This is a genomic window from Variovorax humicola (genome assembly GCF_037889915.1).
Lineage (GTDB): Bacteria > Pseudomonadota > Gammaproteobacteria > Burkholderiales > Burkholderiaceae_C > Variovorax > Variovorax humicola.
In genome coordinates, this window is the sequence record NZ_JBBKZV010000002.1 from 516,396 (window position 1) to 537,214 (window position 20,819).

The window sequence follows — 20,819 nt, forward strand, 5'->3', positions numbered from 1 at the left end:
GGCACCGCTGGTGCGGCGACGATCGAACATAGTCGCAACCATTCCCGCGAACGTGAGCCACCGCACCCCCTCGCTGTAGGCGATCTGGCAATTGGGGCATTGGCCGGCCGCGCAGTTGGCGGACGTGTCGACGGCGATCCCCGCGACGGGATGCTTTCCGACAGCCGTGGCAGACGACATCTCCACATCGCGCAGGACAAACGCGCAATGCGCGGTTTGCCCGTCCTCAGTGGCGTACCGTGAGCCATTGCTTTCAGCGCCGGCTGCGACCCGGTTTCATTCAATCAAAGAGGAGCACTGCCATGATCAAGATCGGAATCGTCGACGACCACGCCATCGTCCGCAACGGACTGCGCGACTACTTTGCAAGCCACGTCGATCTGCGGGTGGTTGGCGAAGCCAAGAGCGGGCGCGAGGCCATCGACCTCGTGCGCAACAACGAGATCGACGTTCTGGTGATGGACCTCCTGATGCCGGGCCAGAGCGGCATCGATGCGATTGCGATGATTCGCGCAAAGGCGCCGCAGGTGGGCATCCTTATCTTGAGCGGCTACCCCGAAGAGCACTATGCGATGAACATGATCCGCCAGGGTGCTTCGGGGTATCTCAACAAGGAATGCGATCCGGCGGAGATCGTGAAGGCGATCCAGGTCATCGCCTTGGGGCGGCGCTACATCACGCCTGCCGTTGCCGAACTGCTGGCGCGCCAACTCGACCGTAAGGACAATGCGCCCGCGCATGAGCACTTGTCGGAGCGGGAGTTCCAGGTGTTCCTCAAGCTCGCCAAGGGCGAAAACATCGCCTCGATCGGCGAAGCGCTTTCGCTCTCGGTGAAGACCGTGTCCACCTACCGTACGCGCCTGATGGAAAAGATGAATCTCTCCAGCAACAGCGACCTCACCTACTACGCCTTGAAGTCTCAGCTTATCGATTGAACGGCGGGCCATCCCACCTGCAGGCCCATGAGGGCGCGTGCATAGAGGTAGTTGTGCCGCGCCCTTTCGCTCAGCGAGTCCATGTCGACGTTTCCGCAAGCGTCGCATGGAAACGCATAGAGCTGATTGCCGTCCTGCAACCGGCAAAAGCAAAGTACAAATCCACCGGTAGCTTGCGATCCGTTCATGGTCATCTCCTGCTTTCTGTTCACGACTTCAGTGTGGACCGCAAGACGCGCCATGGATGTCAGTTGGTAAGCCCTGCGCGACGCGAGCGCAACCTGTGAGCAGGTAGGACGCCAACCGCCGCGCGCGCAGGCTACGGGTCAGCCTCCGAGTGCGCCATAGGCGTGCATCCAGAAGTCGGTGAACACGGGCGGCGGTTCGGGCGAATCCATCAGGCGTTGCGTCAGCAGGATGCCGATGAAGTCGTTCTTCGGGTCCGACCAGGCCGACGTGCCGTAGCCGCCATCCCAGCCGAACCGGCCAGGCACGGTCCACGGCTTTTGCGCGTGGATGTTCACGGCCATGCCCAGACCCCAGCTGCTGTGGCGGCCGAAGAACATGTCCGAGCCCTGCCTCTGCGCGGGCAGGAGCTGGTCGCGCGTCATCGCCTCGACCGCGGCCTCGGACAAGACGCGCTCGTTGTCCCGACGGCCCTTGTTCAGCAGCATGCGGCAGAACGCGTGGTAGTCGTCCACCGTCGAGACCAGCCCGCCCGCGCCAGACTCGAAAGCGGGCGGGCTGGCCCATTCGGGGTTGCCGGCGCTGTCGAAGACTTCCAGCTTCCGGCTCTCGCGGTCGAAGCAGTAGCAGCCCGGCAATCGGTGGAGCTTCGACGCGGGCACGGTGAACGACGTGTCCTTCATGCCCAGCGGATCGAACAGCCGTTCGCGCAGGAAGTCTTCCAGCGATTTGCCCGACACGCGTTGGACCAGCACGCCCTGCAGGTCGGAGCCCGTGTTGTAGGCCCAGCGCTCGCCCGGCTGGTACATCAGCGGCAGCGCGCCCAGCCTGCGCAGCCATTCATCGGTTCCGGGCATCCGCATCCTGTTCGGCGGCCCGTCGCCGCCCAGGTAGCCGTCACGGATAGGCTGCTGGATCGGGTACGTTCCGGGCATCGCCATGACGCTGCCGAAGCCGAGGCAAAAGGTCAGCAGGTCGCGCACCGTGATCCGGCGAATGGCGGGCGTCACGTCATCGAGTTGCGCATCGATACGCCGCAGCACCTTGCGATCGGCAAGCTCCGGCAGCCAACGGTCCACGGCATCGTCGAGGTGCAGCTTGCCGGCGTCGACCAGCATCATCGTGGCGGCTCCGGCGATGGGCTTGCTGATCGACGCGATCCTGAAGATGGCGTCGCGGCGCATCGGCTCCGCGCCGCCGGTCGTCATGGTGCCGATGGTGTCGACGTGGATGTCGTCGCCACGTGCGATCAGCGTGACGATGCCGGGGATTTCTCCGCGTTCGACGTAGCCGCGCATCGCGGCGCCCAGGCTCGTGGGTTGAAGCGTCTGGCTCATGGTTGTGACGGGAGCGGGTGTTGACGCCGATTCTTCTCCGGGCCATCTGCGGCGCCACGTCCTGCCACCTAGGGAAATCCCTTAAAACACTGAACGGCTTTCCATAGCGGCCAATCGGCACCCGCACGAATTGTCGTGGCCCCGCGGCTTCCAGCGGCCCGGCGTCGCCCAGCTTTTCTCTTTGAAATCAAGCACTTGAATCAATCGTCGGCCCGGTGCAGCGGGTGGCACGGCCGTTGCTCTTTCCATTGCGACCGACCACCCTGGCAACGCTCTGGAGACAACACCATGAAGACACCCGACGCAACACTTCCGGCACCCGCCGAATCGACACAACAAGGCTTCTGGCCGCAAGGCTGGTGGAAGCTGATGGAATTCCGCATCGGCATCATTCCACTGCCGATCTACGTGCTGTCCGGCGCGCTGATCGCGGGCCTCGTCTACACCGGCAAGCTGCCCAACGAGATCTCCCTGGCGATCGTCATGTTCGCCTTCTTCGGCTTCACGCTGGCCGAGATCGGCAAGCGGATCCCGATCATCAAGAACATCGGCGCGGCAGCCATCTTCGCGACCTTCATTCCGTCGGCACTGGTCTACTACAAGGTGCTGCCGGACCAGATCATCAAGGTCACGACCGACTTCACCAAGGTCAGCAACTTCCTCTACCTGTTCATCGCGTCCATCATCGTGGGCAGCATCCTGAGCATGGACCGGCAGGTGCTGATCAAGGGCTTCCTGAAGATCTTCGTGCCGCTGGCTGCCGGCACGGTCGCCGCAGGCGCCGTGGGCACGCTGGTCGGCACGATGCTCGGGCTGGGCGCGTACCACACCTTCTTCTTCATCGTGGTCCCGATCATGGCCGGCGGTGTCGGCGAAGGCGCGATCCCGCTGTCGATCGGCTACGCCGAAATCCTGCACCAGGACCAGGGCGCACTGTTCGCGACCGTGCTTCCGCCCGTGATGCTCGGCAGCCTGACCGCGATCATCCTGGCCGGTACGCTGAATTTCGTCGGCAAGCGCTATCCGCACCTCACCGGCGAAGGCCGCCTGCAACCCGGCGAGCATGACGACATGGACACAACGCAGGAAGAGATCACCGGCCACATGGACGTGACCCACATCGCCGCCGCGGGCATCACCGCGCTGACGCTGTATCTCGTGGGCATCATGTGCCAGCGCCTGTTCGGCCTGCCGGCACCGGTCGCCATGCTGTTCATCGCGGTCATCGTGAAGCTGACGCAAGCCGTCTCGCCGCAACTGCAGGAAGGCGCTTTCGTCGTCTACAAGTTCTTCTCGACGGCCGTGACCTATCCGCTGCTGTTTGCCATCGGCGTGTCGCTCACGCCATGGGACAAGCTGATGGCTGCCTTCAACCTGCCGACCATCATCACCATCGTGGCCACGGTCGTGACGCTGATGGCGACCGGCGCCGGCGTCGGCATGCTGGTCAAGATGTACCCGATCGAGGCAGCCATCGTGAACGCCTGCCACAGCGGACAAGGCGGCACCGGCGACGTCGCCATCCTGACGGCTGCGAACCGCATGACGCTGATGCCCTTCGCGCAGATCGCCACCCGCATCGGCGGCGCGCTGACCGTGACGATCGTCCTGATCGTCCTCACGCACATTTCATAGCGCCATGGCGCACTTCTGCTGGCGCGCATTCCGGCGCGCCTGAGCCAGCGCGCTTCGCCGCGCGCCCCCCCTGCCTCCCACTGCCTGACGCGCCCTTCCCGGCGCGCCACGGCCTCCCTTTGTCTTTTTTCCTGGAGTCATCATGCAAGTTACAGGTATGTTGCACGGAGCAAAAATGCTCCAGTTCGTCGGGTTCCCGACGACCGAAGTCCTCGGGCCGAGCGCCACCGAGGAAGAGATCAAGGCGATGCTCGAAAGGCACAAGCTGATCTTCATCAAGCCAGTGTTCAAGGGCGGCGTCGGCAAGAAGGGCAAGGCCGGCCTGATCGGCAAGGCCAGGGACCTGAAGACCGCGCTGGCCGAGAAGGAGCGCCTCTACTTCGTCGAGCATCGCGTCGGCAACGTGGTCTCCAAGGCCAACGGCGTGACCTTCGAGGCCGGCGTTCCGGCCGAGCACGAGATCTATTTCTCGATCACCGATTCCACGCATTTCCGCGCGCCGACGATGACGCTCACGCATCACGGCGGCATGGACATCGAGGAACTCGACAAGACGCAGATCGTGCAGATTCCGTTCGACCCGCTGACCGGCCTCAAGGCCTTCGTAGTCGCCAATGCGCTGTCGGCGCTGGGTGCGCCCAAGCAGATCATTTCGCCGCTGGTGCAGCAGTTGCCCAAGCTGTGGGAGCTGTATCACGACTTCGGCATGACCACGCTGGAGCTGAACCCGATCCGCATGCGCGAGAACAGGAAGGGCCGCCTCACGCCGATCGCCTGCGACTTCAAGTGCGGCTTCGACCGGGACGATCCGCGCTGGCAACGGCTCAACCTGCCGAACAGCCTGTTCGCGGTCGACTACTCCGACTTCGAGCAGGAGATCAACCAGCTTCGCACCTACCAGGGCCAGAGCGACGTGTACGTGATCAATTCGAAGGGCACCATCCTCGCGCCCACCTTTGGCGGCGGCGCCAATTCGCTGGTCACGCAGATGCTGGGCGACCAGGCCATCATCTCGTCGGACTTCGGCGGCAACCCGCCCTACGAGAAGATGAAGGAGGTGGCGCGCATCTGCTTCAAGCACTGGATCAAGCAGACCAACGTGCTGTTCATCATCGGCGGCAAGTCGAACAACACCGATATCTTCGAGACCTTCCGCGCCATGGCCGATGCCCTGCGCGAGCATTTCAGCCAGCATGGGCCGACGCCACTGTACGTGGTGATCGGCCGCGGCGGACCGAACCTGGTTCGCGGCATGGGCGCGATGCGCGACACGCTCGACGCGCTCGGCGTGCCCTACAGCTTCTTCGGCTTCGATTCGGACATGAGCGAAGTGGTTCTCTATGCCAAGGAAGTCGACGAGTGGATGAAGGCCGGCGGACGCGAACAGGTCGCCGCCCGCCTCGGCATCAACGCGCTGCAAGCCGCCTGACCCCATCCATCCACTCTCCAGGAGATCACCATGTACAACAAGCAAGGCGTCGGCGAGTTCAAGTACTTCGTCGGCGTGAGTTCCCTCGCACAGATCGCAACCCGCGAAGACCGGATCTGCGTGCTCAACATCCTCGGCGGCGAATCCAGCGAGGTCACGCCGGTGGGCCACGTGTACTCGGGCGGCAACGTCGTCTTCGGCACCTCGCCCGGGCGCGCCGGCCAGGTGCTCGAGACGTCGATGGGCAACGTGCCCGTCTACAACAACGTACTCGAAGGGCTGAATGCCGGGCATCGGTTCAACTGCGGCGTGATCTACCTGCCGCCCTCGGCCGCTCGCGACGGCGTGGCCGAGCTGATTCGCGTGAATCCGGAGCTGAAGAAGATCTTCATCGTCACCGAGAAGCTGGCCGTGAGCGACTCGCGCGAGATCCGCGCCATGGGCCAGGCCAACGGCATCGACATCTTCGGCGGAAACAGCCTCGGCGTGGCCGACACCTGGAACCAGGTGCGCATCGGCGGCGCGCTCGGCGGCGACAGCCCGGAAGAAGCGCTGCGGCGCGGCTCGATCGCGATCTTCTCGAACTCCGGCAACTTCACGACCACCATCGCGACCTACATGCGCATGGCCGGATGGGGCACCACCACTGCGATTTCCAGCGGCAAGGACGTCTACATCCAGTTTGCGGCGCCTGAGTTCGCATTCGCGCTGGCCAACGACAGCCGCAGCAAGGCAGCCGTGCTGTACGTGGAACCCGGCGGCTACTACGAACTCGACGCACACTTCACCAAGCCGGTGGTGGCCTGCGTGGTCGGGCGCTGGAAATCGCAACTCACGCGCGCCGTCGGCCACGCCGGCGCCATGGCGGGCGGCGCGGACGATGCCGCATCCAAGGAGCAGTGGTTCCTCGACAAGTTCGGGCTCGACCGCATCTTCACGCCCGACGACCCGGTCGTCTCGTCGAAAGGCGCGGTGGTCACCAACATCGCCCACATCCCCGCCGCGCTCACGGCCGTCATGCGCGAAAACGCCTGCCGCCCCGACTTCGAGCCCGAAGGCACTCTCGCGCTCAAGAGCTGGTTCAACAGCCATCGCGGCCTGAAGGTGCCTGCCGCACTCGACCTGCCTACGGTGGAGGCGCCCGTACCCTACGGCGTGCAGATCGCGGCGCTGAACCGCCAGGTCGGCGCCGTAGCGCCGCGCCAGACCATGAAGGACGCATCGGGCGCATCGCAGATGGATCCGAAGTCGCAAGTGACCAGCCTGCATGGCGCGTCGATGCTCGATGCGGCGCAGTTTCCGCTCGAAGCCAACGTGAGCCTGTCGCTACTGCACGAGCCGGGCGGCGTGAACGACCGGGCGCTGATCAACGTCGCGATCGGTGCGCATCTCAACCTGCATGGCAAGCCCGCGCTCGCCGCGGCACAGGCATCTCGCGAAGCGGGCAACGCGCCCAACAGCGTGCTGGCCGCTGCGGCGAGCATCGTCGGGCCGCGTTGCCAGGTTCGTGCACGCAAGGCCGTCAAGGCGTTGATCGATGGCTTTGCCACGGCCGGCCTGACCGATGCGCTCGACGAGGCATTCGACACCGGCAAGGTGCAGATCGCCGACACCGGTCTCTTCACCGCCAGCGAACCCGATGCGGCCGCACAGGCGATGCTGGCGGGCTTGCGGGCGCGCGGCGCCAAGTCGTCGTTCGTGAGGTACCTCGAAGGCCTGCCGGGCCATCCGAACGCAGACGCCGTGCTCGCCGCCATAACGACGACCCTGGCCTGGGGTCCGCTGATGCGCAAGCGCGTCTCGCGCCTCACCGCGGAGAGCCTGCCCTGGTGGATGCACCTGTTCGGCACGCTGATTGGCGCGTCGGTCACGGCCGACCAGCATGGGCCCGACAGCTTCTGCGGGATCTCCACCGCGGACATCCTCGAGCAACGCCCCATCAGCGAGGTCGCCTTCACCGCCTTGTTCGGGCTCAAGCCCAATGCCAGCGACCTCCATGGCTTCCAGTTGCTGGTGGGCTTGCTGCTGTCGAACGGTCCCGGCACGATTTCGGCGCAAGGCTGCAAGGGCGCGGTGTCGGCGGACGGCCCGGAAGACCCGGACCGCGTGCAGTTGAACAAGGGCCTGATCGGCTTCCTCACCCATACCGGTTTTGCACACGGCGGCAACGGGTTCGAAGGCATTGCGTTCCTGATCGAGCAATTCAAGGATTCGGGCCTCGCCAACCCCGGCGATCCGGCGCATGGCATCGACCTGAAGGCCCTGGCATTGCGCTACGTCGACGCCTACGCGCAATACAAGTCCGACAAGAAGACCACCGGCAGCCTCGACATCCAGAAGATCCCCGGCGTGAACCATCCGGTGTTCAAGGACAAGCCCGTCAACCACGACCCGCGCGAAGTGTTCATCCGCGAGCTGCTGGCCGCGCGCGGCGAGTACAACGTCTTCCACGAGTTCTACAGCACGCTGGTGCAGACGCTGTTCGAGGCCGGCGTGTCGCGCAACGTCTATTGCGTGAACATCGACGCGGTGATCGCTGCCTTGCTGCTGAAGATGCTGTGGCAGCCCTATCTGCGCGGCGAATACAGCGGCGAGGCGCTGGAGACTGCGGCCTTCACGATCTTCCTGTACCCGCGCATGCTGGGCTGTGCCGCCGAGATCGACGACCACATGAACCGTGGCCGCAACATGGACACGCGCACGCCTGCGTCGCGCTGCGTCTTCGTGGCTTGAAACCGATGGATGCGCTTCATGCCAAACTCGGATGGAACGCACCCATCGGAGCCAACTTGAGGCGTTTCAAAGTCCCGCCGCTGCTCGTGCTTTGCGCAGCGATTGCCTTCACCGTCGCCGCGGCGCTGCTCGCCAACGGCGCGGCGATGCGTGCTGGCCTGGAGCGCCTGGGCGATGCCGCGCGGCACCGCCTCGACATGATCACGGCGCAACTCGACGGCGAGCAGGCGCGCTTCGGCTACCTGCCCTCGCTGCTCGAAATGTCGCCCAGCGTGTTCGAGTTGCTCAAGACGCCAGACAATGCGCCCCTGCGCGATGAGGTCAACCGGTATCTGCAAGGCATCAATGCGACGGCGGGCGCCGACACGCTCTACGTGCTGGACGGCAACGGCCGCGGCGTGGCCGCATCGGACTGGAACGAGTTCAGCACGCCCATCGGCGTCGACCTCTCGTTCCGGCCCTATGTGCAGGACGCGCTGACGCTCGGACACGGGCGCTTCTACGGCGTCGGCGTGACCAGCAAGCGCGCCGGCTTCTACCTCGCCTATGCGCTGCTGCAGGACGGCAAGCAGCGCGGTGTCGCCACGGTCAAGGTCGACCTGGAAGACATGGAACGCGGCTGGCGCAAGTTTCCAGGTGACGTGCTGGTCGTCGACGAGCGCGGCGTCATCATCCTGTCGTCGCGCGAGGAATGGAAATTCCGGCCGCTTCAACCGCTCGCGCCGCAGGTGCTCGCGGAGATTGCGAGGACCCGGCCCTATGGCGATGCCGACCTGAAACCAATGGCATGGAAGGTCGGTGAAAGGCCGGCCGGGGATGCGTCGCTGGTCAGCGTCGACGGCCACGGCTACCTGGTCACCGCACGCCCCGCCAACGCGAAGCAGTGGCAACTGCTGGTGGTGGACGACACCACCCCGGTGAAGACCGACGCCCGCCACTCATGGGAAGTCGCGGCGCTGAGCATGATGCTGGTCTGGATGCTCGGCGCGATGCTGTGGCAGCGGCAACGCGCGGTGCGACAGAAGCTCGCGAGCCGGGCCGCCTTGCAGCAGGCGCACGACAGCCTGGAAACCAAGGTCGAGCTTCGCACCGCCGAACTGCTCGGCGCCAATGCGAAGCTGGCCGACGAAGTCGAGGCGCGCAAGGCCATCGAGACCGACCTGCGCGAAACGCAAAGCGAGCTGGTGCACGCAGGCAAGATGGCCGCCCTGGGCCAGATGTCGGCCGGCATGGTGCACGAACTCAACCAACCGCTCGGCGCGTTGCGCACGCTCTCGGACAATGCCTGCGTGCTGCTCGATAAGGAGCGCATCGACGATGCTCGCGGCAACCTGCAGCGCATTGCGCACCTGGTCGACCGCCTGGGCCGCCTCACCTACCAGTTGAAGGCCTTTGCCCACAAGACCGAGGCGCCGCGCGTGCCCGTCGCGATCCAGACCGTCGTGAACAACGCGAACTTCCTGGTGTCGCACCGGCTGCGTGCGAATGGCGTGGAACTCGACGTGCAGATCGAACCGCCGGAGCTGGCCGTGCTCGCGGAAGAAGCGCGCCTGGAGCAGGTGCTGGCCAACCTCATGGGCAACGCGAGCGATGCGATGGCGTCTTCGCCGGTGCGGCGGCTGCGCGTCGAGGGCAGCGCCGCTGATGGACAATGCCGCATCGCCGTCAGCGACACCGGACCGGGTATCCGCGAAGACGTCTTGCCGCGCCTGTTCGAGCCCTTCACCACGACCAAGCCGGCGGGCGAAGGACTGGGCCTGGGCTTGATGATTTCCGCGCACATCGTCCGGGAGTTCGGCGGCACCCTGAAAGCGTTCAACCTCGACACCGGAGGCGCCTGTTTCGTGATCGAGATGCCACTCGCCACAACGCCCCCATCCCCGCGAAGGAATTCCAATTGAGCACCGCCACGGCTATCCGCGTGATCTTTGTGGAAGACGACGCCGACGTGCGGCTGGGCAGCAAGCAGGCGCTCGAACTGGCGGGCTTCGAAGTCGATGCGTTCGGCTCGGCCGAGGAGGCGCAGCCGCGCATCGTGGCGGGCGTGCCGGCGGTGGTGCTGTGCGACGTCAACCTGCCCGGCATGAGCGGCACCGAATGGCTCGGGCGCATCCGCTCGATCGATGCCGACCTGCCCGTGATCCTGGTGACCGGGCATGGCGACATCGCGATGGCAGTCCGCGCCATGCGCGATGGCGCCTACGACTTCATCGAGAAACCCTTCCCTTCCGAGCACCTGGTGGCGGTCGTGCGGCGGGCCACCGACAAGCGGCAGCTGACGCTGCAAGTGCAATCGTTGCACGAACAACTCGAAAGCTGGCACGGCATCCAGGCCGCGATGATCGGCCGCTCGCCGCAGATGGAGCGCGTGCGCCGCACCGTGCTCAAGCTCGCATCGACCTCGGCCGACGTCATCATCTACGGCGAGACCGGCACCGGCAAGGAACTGGTCGCGCGCAGCCTGCACGACCACAGCGATCGACGCCGCGGCCACTTCGTGCCCTTGAACTGCGGCGGCTTGTCCGAAGCCCTGGTCGAAAGCGAACTGTTCGGCCACGAGGTCGGCGCCTTCACCGGCGCCACCCGCACGCGCGTCGGCAAGTTTGAATACGCGGACCGCGGCACGCTGTTCCTCGACGAGATCGAAAGCATGCCGATGCCGGTGCAGATCAAGTTCCTGCGCGCATTGCAGGAGCGCAGCATCGAGCGCCTCGGCACCAACAAGCCCATCGCCGTCGATTGCCGCGTGATTGCCGCCGCGAAGGACGACCTCAAGCTGCTCAGCGACAAGCAGAAGTTTCGCGCCGACCTTTACTACCGCCTGGGCGTGGCCTTCATCGAGCTGCCGCCGCTGCGCGAGCGCCGCGAAGACATTCCGGTGCTGTTCGAGCACTTCACGCTGCTGGGCGCGAGCCGATACCAATGCCCGGCGCCGATACTCACGAACAGCCAGCTTGCCGAACTGATGGCGCACGCATGGCCCGGCAATGTGCGCGAACTGCGCAACGTCGCGGACCGCTTCGTGCTGGGCTTGATGGGCGACCGCCTCGACCTGTCGAAAGGCGCCCACGAAGAAGCGTCGGGCTTGCCGGAACAGCTCGAGCACTTCGAGCGCGCAGTGATCTCCGAGGCATTGCGCCGCCACCAGGGTGACGTGGCCGCCACCGCGAAGGTCTTGAGCGTGCCGAAGCAGACGCTTTACGACAAGCTGAAGCGGCTGAAGATCGCCACCGAAGCGTTTCGTGGCGCCGAATGAGCTGCTGAGCTGCTGAGCTGCTGAGCTGCTGAGCCGCTGAACCGGTTGCCGCCGAGCCGCTTGCCGCCGAGCCACTTAAGGCCCTGCGGCTCGCCTCGCGTCACACCAGCTGCGTCAGCGCATTCTCGAAGGCAGTCTTCGCAATGCCCGTATGCGCCTTCGAGCGCCCGTGGCAGCTTTCGAGCGCCGTGGCAATCGTGGTCGACACGTCGCGGAAGATCGCATCGTCCGAAATCTCCGCGCCGCCCTGCATCATGAAGGCGAATGCGCGCGCCATGCCGCAGTTGGCGATGAAGTCGGGGATCACCGCCACGCGCGAATCGGCGTGCTCGTAGATCGGGCCGTAGAAGATCTCCTTGTCGGCGAAAGGCACGTTGGCGCCGCTGGCCACGAGTTCGAGCCCCCCCTCGATCAGCTGCTCGACCTGCTCCTGAGTCACCAGGCGTGAGCCCGCGCACGGCAGGAACACTTCGGCGCCCACGCTCCACACCTGCTCGTTGATCTCATCGAACGACAGCATGCCCTCGGTGGCGAGCTGGTTGCCGTTCTTGTTCAGGAACATCGTGCGGATCTGCGTGAAGCTGAAGCCTTCGGCATTGAGCACCCCACCCTGCCGGTCGATGATGCCGACCACCTTGGCGCCGGCCTGCGCCAGGTAGTACGCCGCGGCCGCGCCGACGTTGCCCCAGCCCTGCACGACGACGCGCTTTCCGAGGATCTTGCCGCCGTAGAGGCTGTAGTAGTGCAGCACGGACTCCGCAACGCCCCAGCCGGTGATCAGGTCGGCCACCACGTACTTGCGGCCGCTGATCGGCGTGTAGCGCGGGTCCTCGACGACCTTGGCCACGCCCATGCGAAGCTGGCCGACCTTCTGGATGCGCTCGCTGTCGGTCGGCTGGTAGTGGCCGTTGACCACGCCTTCCTGCGGATGCCACAGGCCGTAGCTTTCGGTGATTGGAATCACCTCATGCACTTCGTCGACGTTGAGGTCGCCGCCGGTGCCGTAGTAGGTCTTGAGCAGCGGCGTCACGGCCTTGTACCAGCGTTGCAGCACGCCTTCCTTGCGTGGATCGGCCGGGTCGAAGTCGATGCCCGACTTGGCGCCGCCGATGGCCGGGCCGGAGACGCTGAACTTGACCTCCATGGTCTTGGCCAGCGACACGACTTCGCGGCGATCCAGGCCCGGCCGCATGCGCGTGCCGCCGCCGGCTGCGCCACCGCGCAGGGAGTTGATGACGACCCAGCCCTTGGCGGGCGTCTCGGCATCGTGCCATTCGAAAACGATCTCGGGGGCCTTGTTCTCGAAGCGGTTCAGGAGTTCTTTCATTTCAATTCTTTCGGTGTCGGGTTGGAGGCATCAAGCCAGGAGGAGCTTGTCGTCGTCGAGCTTTTCGCCGCGGGTCTTTTCGAACATGTGCAGGAGGTCGGGCACGTCCATGCCGGCGCGTTCCTCGCCCTCGACGTCGAGGATCACGCGGCCCTCGTGCAGCATCACGGTGCGCGTGCCGTAGTCCAGCGCCTGGCGCATGCTGTGCGTCACCATCATGGCGGTGAGCTTGCTGCCCTCGACGATCTTCGCGGTGAGCTCCAGAACGAACGCGGCCGTCTTCGGGTCGAGCGCCGCGGTGTGCTCGTCGAGCAGCAGGATGCGCGACGGTTGCAGCGAGGCCATCAGCAAGCTCACGGCTTGCCGCTGTCCGCCCGAGAGCAAGCCCATGCGGTCGGCCAGGCGGTTTTCCAGCCCGAGGTTGAGCATGCCGAGCTTCTCGCGGAAGAACTCGCGCAGGCTGCGCTTCACCGCGAAGCCGAAGCCACGGCGCGCGCCGCGCTTGCAGGCCAGCGCCATGTTTTCTTCGATGGTCAGTGCCTCGCAGGTGCCGGCCATCGGGTCCTGGAACACGCGGGCCACCAGGTCGGAGCGCTGCCAAGCCGACAGGCGCGTGACGTCGGCATCGTCGATCCTGATGCTGCCGCTGTCGACCATCAGGTCGCCGCTGACGGCATTGAGGAAGGTCGACTTGCCCGCGCCGTTGGAGCCGATCACGGTGACGAACTGCCCCGTGGGAATGGTCAGGTTCAACCCGCGCAGCACGCGGTTCTCGATCGGCGTGCCGGCGTTGAAGGTGATCTCGAGTCCTTTTGCGCGCAACATTACTTGGCCTCCTTGATGGCAGTCACTGCATTGCCGCGCACGCCGGGGAACAGCCCCGCCAGCTTGCGCCTGAAGTTGGGAACCAGCAGCGCGAGTGCCACCAGCACGGCAGTCACGAGGTTCAGGTCCTGCGCCTTCAACCCGATGAAGTCGCTGTTGAGCGCCAGCGCGATGAAGAAGCGATACAGCACCGCACCCAGCACGCAGGCCAGCGTCGTGATGACGAGGCTGCGGGCCGGCAGGATGGTCTCTCCGATGATCACCGCGGCCAGGCCGACCACGATGGTGCCGATGCCCATCGAGATGTCCGCCCCGCCCTGCGACTGCACGAACAGCGCGCCGGCCAGCGCGACCAGCGCGTTGGAAATCGCGAGCCCCCACACCGTCTGGCGGTCCGTCGAGATGCCCTGTGCACGCGCCATGCGCGGATTGCCGCCGGTGGCACGCATCGCCAGGCCGATCTCGGAGGCGAAGAACAGGTCGATCAGCACCTTGGCCACGATCACGATCACCAGCAGCACGATGGGCTTCAGCCAGTAGTCCGGCATGCCGCCGAAGTCGAGCATGCTGAACACGGTCGCATCGTTGATCAGCGCCACGTTGGGCTTGCCCATGATGCGCAGGTTCACCGAATACAGGCCGATCATCACGAGGATGCTGGCGAGCAGCTGCATGATGCGCAGCCGCACGTTGAGCCAGGCCGTGAGATAGCCCGACATCGCGCCGGCCACGACCGCAGCCGCCGTCGCGGCAAACGGATTCCAGCCCGCGACGATCAGCGTCGCCGCCACGGCGCCGCCGAGCGGAAAGCTGCCGTCGACCGTCAGGTCCGGAAAGTTGATGATGCGAAACGAGAGGAAGACACCCAGCGCGACCAGTCCGAATATCAGACCGATCTCGATGGCGCCCAGGGAGGCGATGAGCGACATGTTCGGCAGCCCTGCTTACTTCACCACGACCTGGGCCGACTTGATGAGCGCTTCCGACAGCTTCACGCCCTGCTTCTCCGCGGCCGCGGGGTTCACGTGCAGTTCGAAGTTGTTGCTGGTCTGCGAGGCGATCGTGCCCGGTGCCTGGCCCTTGAGGATGCTCACCACGATCTTGCCGGTCTGGTGGCCGATGTCGTAGTAGTTCAGGCCGAGTGCCGCGACGGCGCCGCGCTTGACGGCGTCGGTATCGGCCGCAACCACGGGAATCTTGGACTGTTGCGCGACCTTGACGATGCCTTCGAATGCCGACATCACGTTGTTGTCGGTCGGTGCATAGATCACGTCGACCTTGCCGACCAGGCTTTGCGCGGCGCTGGCCACGTCGACGGTGCGTGCAGCGGAGGCTTCCACCAGCGTCATGCCGGCGGCCGACGCGGCCTTCTTCAGCGACTCGACGATGGCCACCGAGTTCGCCTCGCCCGGGCTGTAGATCACGCCGACGCGCTTGGCATTGGGCACCACGCGCTTGATCAGGTCCAGGTGCTTTTCCAGCGGCGACAGGTCCGACACGCCGGTCACGTTGGTGCCCGATGCATCCCAGCTCTTGACCAGCTTTGCCGCGACCGGGTCGGTCACCGCGCTGTACACCACGGGGATGTCCTTGCTCGCGGCCACCACCGCCTGGGCCGACGGCGTGGCGATGGCCACGATCACGTCAGGACGTTCGCCGACGTACTTGCGAGCGATCTGCGCGGCCGTGCCGGTGTTGCCTTGCGCGCTCTGGTATTCGTACTTCAGATTCTTGCCGGGCTCGAAGCCTGCGGCCTTCAGCTCGTCCTGGACGCCATCGCGCACGGCATCGAGGGCCTTGTGTTCCACGATCGCTGTGACAGCGACCGATTTCTCGGCGGCATAGGTGGGGGCGGCGGCGACGCCGGCGAGTGCGACGGCAAGCAGGGACAAGGGGGTACGCAAGAAAGAATATTTCACGGTGGAGTCCTGAAGTGATGAGGAGCGGGTGGCTCGATGCCCGAAGAGCCGTCCGAGCGAAACAGCTTTTGGCTGCCATCGTCGAACCGCTTTCGAGGTGAAGAAGTGTGAACTTTTGCACGAGGAATCTGTTTTCATCCCACGCTAGGGCGAACCCTCAGGCGCGCAATATGATTGCGCCGATCACCAGAAAAAGGAGAGGATCTTGTACGAAGCCGATTTCGACCGTATCGACCGGAAAATCCTGGCCTATTTGCAGGACCACGGACGCGCCTCCAACCTCGAGTTGGCCGAGGCCGCCGGGCTCTCGCCCGCGCAGTGCCACCGCCGCCACAAGCGGCTCGAGGAAGCCGGCTTCATCGCCCGCTACGAGACGCGGCTGGCCGCGGCAAGGCTCGACCTGAACGTCATCGCCTTCATCCACGTCGCGATGGAAAAGGGCCACATCCGCGAGATGTCGAAGTTCACCGACGTGGTGGTCCACCTGCCGGAAGTGCTGGAGTGCTACTCCACCACCGGTGACTACGACTTCATGATCAAGGTCATCGCGCGCGACCTGAAGTCGCTGTCGCAGTTCCTCATCGACAAGCTGATGCGGCTGCCAGGCGTGGATGCCGTGCGCTCCAGCGTGTGCCTGGACGAGTTCAAGTGCACGAGTGCGTTGCCGTTGCCGGAGTGAGTCGGCCGCCGCCCTTGCGCATCGTGATCACATGGAAGGGGCACTTCACGGCGCAGTCGCTGCAGCCCGTGCACCGATCGGCGTCATGCAGCGTCGAGATCTTTCTCCATTGCACGACTTCGAGGCTGAGCAGGTGAAGGTCGCACGCGGCCACGCACCATCCGCAGCCCGTGCAACGGGCGGCGTCGACCTCGGGCAGCCAACCGGGTCGGGCCGGCCGGGCAGGCCGAGGCGATGGCATTGCCGGGTCGGGGGTCATGGGGGTCATGGGGGTCATGGCGGTCACGGCGTTCATGGCGGTCACGGCGTTCATGGGCGGAGCAACCATCCTTTCGCTGGGATTGGCCCGAGTCTTGAGTCATCATAGCCACCGTTTCGCCGCGGGTTGCCACCCGGCCGGCGAGGCCCATGCAACCCCACTTTCAAGTCCCGCCCATGCCCACGTTTCCCGAAGACATCTACACCGAGCCCGCCAACCTGGACGGCAAGACCCTCGCCAACCTCGGCCCGTTGCGCAGGATGGCCGGCCTGTGGAGCGGCGAAAAAGGCGTGGACGTCAAGCCCAAGGCGCAGGGCCCGAAGACGCAGACCTATATCGAGCACTACGAACTGCAGCCGATCGATCCCCAGACCAACGGCCCGCAAGTGCTCTACGGCCTGCGCTATCACACCTTCATCCACAAGCCGGGCCTGACCAAGATGTACCACGACCAGGTCGGCTACTGGCTGTGGGAACCCGCCACCAACATCGTCATGCAGACACTGGCGATTCCCCGCGGCCAGATCGCGATGGCGACCGGCACCGCCAGTGCCGACGCGGACAGCTTCGAACTCGTGGCCACGCATGGGAGCCTGGTGAACGGCATCGTCTCGAACCCGTTCATCGAGCATGCCTTCACCACGCTGGAGTGGCGCATCAAGGTGGCATTCAACGCCGACGGCACCTGGTCATACGACCAGGACACCGTCATGCAGATCCAGGGGCTGGCCGAACCCTTCCACCACACCGACCGCAACACGCTCACGAAGATCGGTGAGCCGTCCCCGAATCCGCTGGCCATGCAGGCTTGAGGCCGGCATCCCCTGAGGCGCGGTACACCAGTCCAGCGGCCGCGATGTCTTCCACCGCGACGCCGACCGACTTGAACAGCGTGATGTCGTCTTCGTGCTGGCGGCCGGGCCGCTGTCCGCCGATGACCTCGCCGATCTCCGCGAAGATATGGCCGGCGGCGATCACGTCGCCCGATTCGCGGGACGCGGCCTCCCGCGCTTCGACGTAGAGACGGCAACGCCCGAGCGCCTCGTCATCCAGTTCGCGCCAGTCGGGCCGCGGGGCTCCGACCGCATTGACGTGAACGCCCGGCGACAGCCAGCTGCCTTGCAGTACCGGCGTCCGCGACGTCGTGGCGACGACGACCACATCCGCGCCGCGCACCGCATCCTCGGCCGAAGTCGCCGCGCGCACGCCGTGCTCGCGTGCGAAGGCCTCTGCGCGGGTCGGACTCCACACGCTCACTTCCTCGAACTGGCGCACCAGCCGCATCGCTTCCAGATGACTCTGCGCCTGCACGCCGGAGCCGATGATCGCCAGCGAGCGCGCGTCCTTGCGGGCGAGCCGGCGCGTGGCTGCCGCCGACACTGCCGCCGTGCGCATCTCCGTGATGAGCCGCCCATCCATCACGGCCAGCGGCTCGCCCGTTTCCGGCCTGAACAGCATGATCAGCGCATGGTGCGTGTGCACGTCCTTGTTGTCCGGATAGAAGGTCACGAGCTTCGCGCCCAGTTGCCCCGAGACACTCGCCGGCATGGTGAAGAAAAAGCCGCCGTGCCCGGGGACGGACAGCACATTGCGCAGCGGCTGCACCGCCTCGGCGGACGACAGCGCGCGCAAGGCGTCCTCCATGACGGGGATCAATGCTTCCATGCGCAGCAACTCGCGCACGGCCTGCTCGTCGAGGAATTTCATGAGGGTCTCAATGAATTGCGGTGTGCATGATCTTCTCCTGCATTGCCTCCGGCGTGGAGAACTCGACCACCACCTTGCCGGCGTCGGCGAGCCGGTTGATCTCCGCGCGCAAACGCTTCAGGAACAAACAAGCCCCGGCCGCTATTGAAGGACCCCGAGGCCAACCACTTCGAAGGCCCACAAGCCCAGCAGGACGTGTGACACCGACACGCCGACGAGCCCGCCCTGGCGCGCATACAGCCAGCCCCAGAACAGGCCAGCCACGAAGGCAATCCCGGCCAGCCCCGGCGACACGTACAGGTGCGCCGCCGAGAAGATGATGTTCGCGCCGACGATGGCCAGCCAGGTGCGCCAGCGTCCGGTCAGGAAATGCGACAAGGGGCCTTGCACGCCGCCGCGATAGATCAGTTCCTGGAACGGCGCGAACACGATGTAGGCCGCGGCCAGCCACGGGTTGAATCCACCAGCAGGCGGCCCGGACGGCGGCGAGGACATCTGGAACACCGGCAGGCCCTGCATGGCCGGCACCCACGCGACCAGCGCGAGCTTCAGCAACACCGTGGCGGCCATCAGCGGCAGCGTGAAAAGCAGCGCCTCGCCGACATCGCGCCCGGCGTGTTCGGTCGTCAGGCCGAAGAAGCGCGCCGGATAGCCCGACACGCGCATGAAGGCGAACAGGATCGCGCAGCAGACAAAGATCGCCGGCACCGTGATGAACTCGCTGTGGCCGAAGGTCTCCTTGACCTTGATGGCCGTGCCGAGCACCCAGGTGTAGAGCGTGTAGGCCAGCATCAGCAGCAGCGTGAAGCGACCCATCACGGCGCGCGTCTGCTCTTCGGCCAGCATGCGGTCGGCAGCGGCCGCGGCGTTGGCGCTACTCACGCGCAGGCGGTCGGCCACGAGGGCGCCGATGTCCATCAACACCGGCACCAGCGACGGCCGCGTTTCGGCCAGGTCGACGATGTCGGCCAACGGAAGCAGCAGGCTGCGCACCGGTCCGTCGGCGCGCACGGTGGCCGACCGCGGCACGATGTCGAACAAGGCCATCTCGCCGATCGAGTCGCCCGGTCCGACGCGGTTGATCACGTGCTCGTCGCCATTGGCCCCGCGCTTGATCACCTGCGCGTAGCCATGCTCCAGGACCAGCAGTTCCTGCGGCATGTCGCCTTCGCGCACGAGATCGGCGCCGTCGGCATGCTCGATCCAGCGGGTGCTGCTCGCCAGGGCCGCGAGGTCGGCGGCGCCGCAACGCCGGAAGATGGCGCAGCGCCCCAGCAAGGCCCGGGCTGCTGCGTCATCGTGCTGAACGGGATGCTTGACGTCCACGTTGCCGATCCTCTTCATGGGACCCCCCGGCTCTGCCGGGGCAGTCGCAGTACCGCCGGGGCACACAACAGCATCAGCAGGCCTGCGAGCGCCACGGCCGCTTCGATCCCTGTGCGCGCATCGCTGCCTCGTCCGGCGACATGGCCCATCAGAACGCTGCCGAAGAGCAGGCCGACGTCGGTCAGCCAGGCCACCGCACCCTGGGCCAGCGCCTGCACTTCGGGCGGCAGCGCGCGCGCCGCGGCATAGCGCAGTGGCCCGCCCGACAGCAAGCCAATGCCAAAACCCATCGCCGCGCCGCCGGCCATGAAGAAGCCTCGCCCTGCCGGTGCGGCCACCACCATCAGCACGCCCGCGATCGCGGTCGCCAGGCCGATCACCACCATGGACCGTGCGCCGAGTCGGTCCAGGGAACGGATCACGAAGGCCGTGGCGCACAGGCCCCCGAGCAACAGGGGCACCATGAGCGGCGCCGTTGCGGTCATGCCCAACCCCAGCCGAACGGCCGCCACCGACGGCATCCATACCAGCACCGCCTGCCCGGCGCCCGTGCCCAGCGCCAGCACCGCGGTCGCGTGCATCGGCCGGCTGAAGGCCAGCCACCAGGGAGGCGGTCGCCGAGCGTCGCCGGACGTCGCAGCGGGCGGCAGCGGCCAGGCCAGCGACAACAACGCCAGGCACGCTCCCAACGTGAATGCGCTGCGCCAGCCGAGTTGCAGGAGCCAGGGCGTGCCGATGGTGGCCGCCACGTAGCTCAGGCCATAGGCCATCGACGTCTGGCCGAGCAATCGGCCATGCTGCTGCGGCGGCCAGTGAATCACGATGACGGCTGCCACCAGGGGCAGCAAGGGACCGAGAGCCAGGCCTTGCAACGCACGCGCGAGCAGCACACCGTCGGGACTGGGCAACACGGTGGCCAGGCCGCCCGACACCACGGCCAGCAGCAGGCAGCCGCGCAGCAGGCGCGTCGCACCCCTGCGTCGCGCAGCCAGCGCGGCCAGTGGCACCGCGACCAGCGTCGCCGCGACAAAGATCGACAGCAGCCACGAGGACAATTGCGCCGAAGCCCCGGTGGCCGTTCGCATGGCTGGCAGCACGTAGCCGATGGCGCCGGCCTCGAAGCCCGCCGTCACCGCCGCGCACAGCAGTGCCGGCATGCGGCGCAAGGCCACGTCGATCGAGGCGGAAGGCGGCTGGGACATCCCCGCCAGGGGTCTGCCATCGATCTCCGGTTTCAAGGGTTCGGGCATTGGGCCAGTGTAGAGC

The 20,819-nt window shown here is 65.9% G+C and carries 18 protein-coding genes; 8 read left to right on the forward strand and 10 right to left on the reverse strand.

Features of this window, described 5'->3' with window-relative positions:
- The first annotated feature begins 302 nt into the window (after positions 1-302).
- Entirely contained in the window at positions 303-935 is a 633-nt protein-coding gene (locus WKW80_RS06320; protein ID WP_340362691.1) for a response regulator, read from the forward strand.
- On the opposite strand, the gene WKW80_RS06325 is transcribed toward WKW80_RS06320, so the two are convergent.
- Positions 920-1,123 (reverse strand): hypothetical protein, encoded by a 204-nt coding sequence (locus WKW80_RS06325; RefSeq protein ID WP_340362692.1) that lies wholly within the window; start codon positions 1,121-1,123, stop codon positions 920-922. The genes WKW80_RS06320 and WKW80_RS06325 overlap by 16 nt on opposite strands.
- A gap of 138 nt (positions 1,124-1,261) precedes the next feature.
- A complete protein-coding gene (locus tag WKW80_RS06330) occupies positions 1,262-2,458 on the reverse strand; it encodes a serine hydrolase domain-containing protein (RefSeq protein ID WP_340362693.1) in 1,197 nt (398 codons plus the stop codon).
- Positions 2,459-2,746: 288 nt separating this feature from the next.
- On the opposite strand from WKW80_RS06330, the gene WKW80_RS06335 reads away from it, so the two are divergent.
- The 5 genes from WKW80_RS06335 to WKW80_RS06355 all read left to right on the forward strand — a co-directional run bounded on the left by WKW80_RS06335 (position 2,747) and on the right by WKW80_RS06355 (position 11,511).
- Positions 2,747-4,093, forward strand: a complete 1,347-nt coding sequence (locus WKW80_RS06335; RefSeq protein WP_340362694.1) for a 2-hydroxycarboxylate transporter family protein — start codon at positions 2,747-2,749, stop codon at positions 4,091-4,093.
- A 142-nt stretch (positions 4,094-4,235) separates the two neighbouring features.
- Complete coding sequence (locus tag WKW80_RS06340; RefSeq protein ID WP_340362695.1) at positions 4,236-5,522, forward strand: ATP citrate lyase citrate-binding domain-containing protein; 1,287 nt, start codon at positions 4,236-4,238, stop codon at positions 5,520-5,522.
- Positions 5,523-5,552: 30 nt separating this feature from the next.
- Positions 5,553-8,255 (forward strand): CoA-binding protein, encoded by a 2,703-nt coding sequence (locus WKW80_RS06345; protein WP_340362696.1) that lies wholly within the window; start codon positions 5,553-5,555, stop codon positions 8,253-8,255.
- Positions 8,256-8,311: 56 nt separating this feature from the next.
- Positions 8,312-10,156, forward strand: coding sequence for a sensor histidine kinase (locus WKW80_RS06350; RefSeq protein WP_340362697.1), 1,845 nt, complete (start codon positions 8,312-8,314; stop codon positions 10,154-10,156).
- Complete coding sequence (locus tag WKW80_RS06355; protein WP_340362698.1) at positions 10,153-11,511, forward strand: sigma-54-dependent transcriptional regulator; 1,359 nt, start codon at positions 10,153-10,155, stop codon at positions 11,509-11,511. Before WKW80_RS06350 ends, WKW80_RS06355 begins: the two co-directional genes overlap by 4 nt.
- A gap of 100 nt (positions 11,512-11,611) precedes the next feature.
- Here WKW80_RS06355 and WKW80_RS06360 read toward each other — a convergent pair whose 3' ends face one another.
- Genes WKW80_RS06360 through WKW80_RS06375 form a run of 4 tightly spaced genes read right to left on the reverse strand, consistent with a single transcriptional unit; the run spans position 11,612 to position 15,582 of the window.
- The gene (locus WKW80_RS06360; protein WP_340362699.1) at positions 11,612-12,838 is read right to left on the reverse strand and encodes a Glu/Leu/Phe/Val dehydrogenase dimerization domain-containing protein; all 1,227 of its coding nucleotides are present in this window, start codon (positions 12,836-12,838) and stop codon (positions 11,612-11,614) included.
- Between the two features lie 30 nt (positions 12,839-12,868).
- Positions 12,869-13,663, reverse strand: coding sequence for an ABC transporter ATP-binding protein (locus WKW80_RS06365; protein ID WP_340362700.1), 795 nt, complete (start codon positions 13,661-13,663; stop codon positions 12,869-12,871).
- Positions 13,663-14,592 carry an ABC transporter permease gene (locus WKW80_RS06370; protein ID WP_340362701.1) on the reverse strand — a complete coding sequence of 310 codons (930 nt, stop codon included), beginning with the start codon at positions 14,590-14,592 and terminating at the stop codon, positions 13,663-13,665. Before WKW80_RS06370 ends, WKW80_RS06365 begins: the two co-directional genes overlap by 1 nt.
- A 15-nt stretch (positions 14,593-14,607) precedes the next feature.
- Entirely contained in the window at positions 14,608-15,582 is a 975-nt protein-coding gene (locus WKW80_RS06375; RefSeq protein ID WP_340362702.1) for an ABC transporter substrate-binding protein, read from the reverse strand.
- A 205-nt stretch (positions 15,583-15,787) separates the two neighbouring features.
- Here WKW80_RS06375 and WKW80_RS06380 point away from each other — a divergent pair, with 205 nt between their 5' ends.
- Positions 15,788-16,261 carry an Lrp/AsnC family transcriptional regulator gene (locus tag WKW80_RS06380; RefSeq protein ID WP_340362703.1) on the forward strand — a complete coding sequence of 158 codons (474 nt, stop codon included), beginning with the start codon at positions 15,788-15,790 and terminating at the stop codon, positions 16,259-16,261.
- Here WKW80_RS06380 and WKW80_RS06385 read toward each other — a convergent pair.
- Positions 16,227-16,589 carry an ATP-binding protein gene (locus tag WKW80_RS06385; protein WP_340362704.1) on the reverse strand — a complete coding sequence of 121 codons (363 nt, stop codon included), beginning with the start codon at positions 16,587-16,589 and terminating at the stop codon, positions 16,227-16,229. The genes WKW80_RS06380 and WKW80_RS06385 overlap by 35 nt on opposite strands.
- A gap of 107 nt (positions 16,590-16,696) precedes the next feature.
- Here WKW80_RS06385 and WKW80_RS06390 point away from each other — a divergent pair, with 107 nt between their 5' ends.
- Positions 16,697-17,332 carry an FABP family protein gene (locus WKW80_RS06390; RefSeq protein ID WP_340362705.1) on the forward strand — a complete coding sequence of 212 codons (636 nt, stop codon included), beginning with the start codon at positions 16,697-16,699 and terminating at the stop codon, positions 17,330-17,332.
- On the opposite strand, the gene WKW80_RS06395 is transcribed toward WKW80_RS06390, so the two are convergent.
- The 3 genes from WKW80_RS06395 to WKW80_RS06405 all read right to left on the reverse strand — a co-directional run bounded on the left by WKW80_RS06395 (position 17,283) and on the right by WKW80_RS06405 (position 20,803).
- On the reverse strand, positions 17,283-18,227 hold the full coding sequence (locus tag WKW80_RS06395) for an ornithine cyclodeaminase family protein (protein WP_340362706.1): 945 nt from the start codon (positions 18,225-18,227) through the stop codon (positions 17,283-17,285). The two genes, WKW80_RS06390 and WKW80_RS06395, sit on opposite strands and share 50 nt — an antisense overlap.
- Before the next feature lie 141 nt (positions 18,228-18,368).
- On the reverse strand, positions 18,369-19,571 hold the full coding sequence (locus WKW80_RS06400; RefSeq protein WP_340362707.1) for a cyclic nucleotide-binding domain-containing protein: 1,203 nt from the start codon (positions 19,569-19,571) through the stop codon (positions 18,369-18,371).
- Complete coding sequence (locus tag WKW80_RS06405; RefSeq protein ID WP_340362708.1) at positions 19,568-20,803, reverse strand: MFS transporter; 1,236 nt, start codon at positions 20,801-20,803, stop codon at positions 19,568-19,570. Before WKW80_RS06405 ends, WKW80_RS06400 begins: the two co-directional genes overlap by 4 nt.
- Positions 20,804-20,819 lie beyond the last annotated feature (16 nt).

What these genes read in the sequence shown, in the direction of transcription:
- WKW80_RS06340 (WP_340362695.1), top strand. Translation starts at nt 4,236, where the DNA reads ATGCAAGTTACAGGTATGTTGCACGGAGCAAAAATGCTCCAGTTCGTC.
- WKW80_RS06345 (WP_340362696.1), top strand. Translation starts at nt 5,553, where the DNA reads ATGTACAACAAGCAAGGCGTCGGCGAGTTCAAGTACTTCGTCGGCGTG.
- WKW80_RS06370 (WP_340362701.1), bottom strand. Translation starts at nt 14,592, where the DNA reads ATGTCGCTCATCGCCTCCCTGGGCGCCATCGAGATCGGTCTGATATTC.
- WKW80_RS06360 (WP_340362699.1), bottom strand. Translation starts at nt 12,838, where the DNA reads ATGAAAGAACTCCTGAACCGCTTCGAGAACAAGGCCCCCGAGATCGTT.
- WKW80_RS06390 (WP_340362705.1), top strand. Translation starts at nt 16,697, where the DNA reads ATGCCCACGTTTCCCGAAGACATCTACACCGAGCCCGCCAACCTGGAC.
- WKW80_RS06365 (WP_340362700.1), bottom strand. Translation starts at nt 13,663, where the DNA reads ATGTTGCGCGCAAAAGGACTCGAGATCACCTTCAACGCCGGCACGCCG.
- WKW80_RS06335 (WP_340362694.1), top strand. Translation starts at nt 2,747, where the DNA reads ATGAAGACACCCGACGCAACACTTCCGGCACCCGCCGAATCGACACAA.
- WKW80_RS06330 (WP_340362693.1), bottom strand. Translation starts at nt 2,458, where the DNA reads ATGAGCCAGACGCTTCAACCCACGAGCCTGGGCGCCGCGATGCGCGGC.
- WKW80_RS06325 (WP_340362692.1), bottom strand. Translation starts at nt 1,123, where the DNA reads ATGAACGGATCGCAAGCTACCGGTGGATTTGTACTTTGCTTTTGCCGG.
- WKW80_RS06320 (WP_340362691.1), top strand. Translation starts at nt 303, where the DNA reads ATGATCAAGATCGGAATCGTCGACGACCACGCCATCGTCCGCAACGGA.
- WKW80_RS06400 (WP_340362707.1), bottom strand. Translation starts at nt 19,571, where the DNA reads ATGAAGAGGATCGGCAACGTGGACGTCAAGCATCCCGTTCAGCACGAT.
- WKW80_RS06405 (WP_340362708.1), bottom strand. Translation starts at nt 20,803, where the DNA reads ATGCCCGAACCCTTGAAACCGGAGATCGATGGCAGACCCCTGGCGGGG.
- WKW80_RS06395 (WP_340362706.1), bottom strand. Translation starts at nt 18,227, where the DNA reads ATGAAATTCCTCGACGAGCAGGCCGTGCGCGAGTTGCTGCGCATGGAA.
- WKW80_RS06385 (WP_340362704.1), bottom strand. Translation starts at nt 16,589, where the DNA reads ATGGTTGCTCCGCCCATGAACGCCGTGACCGCCATGAACGCCGTGACC.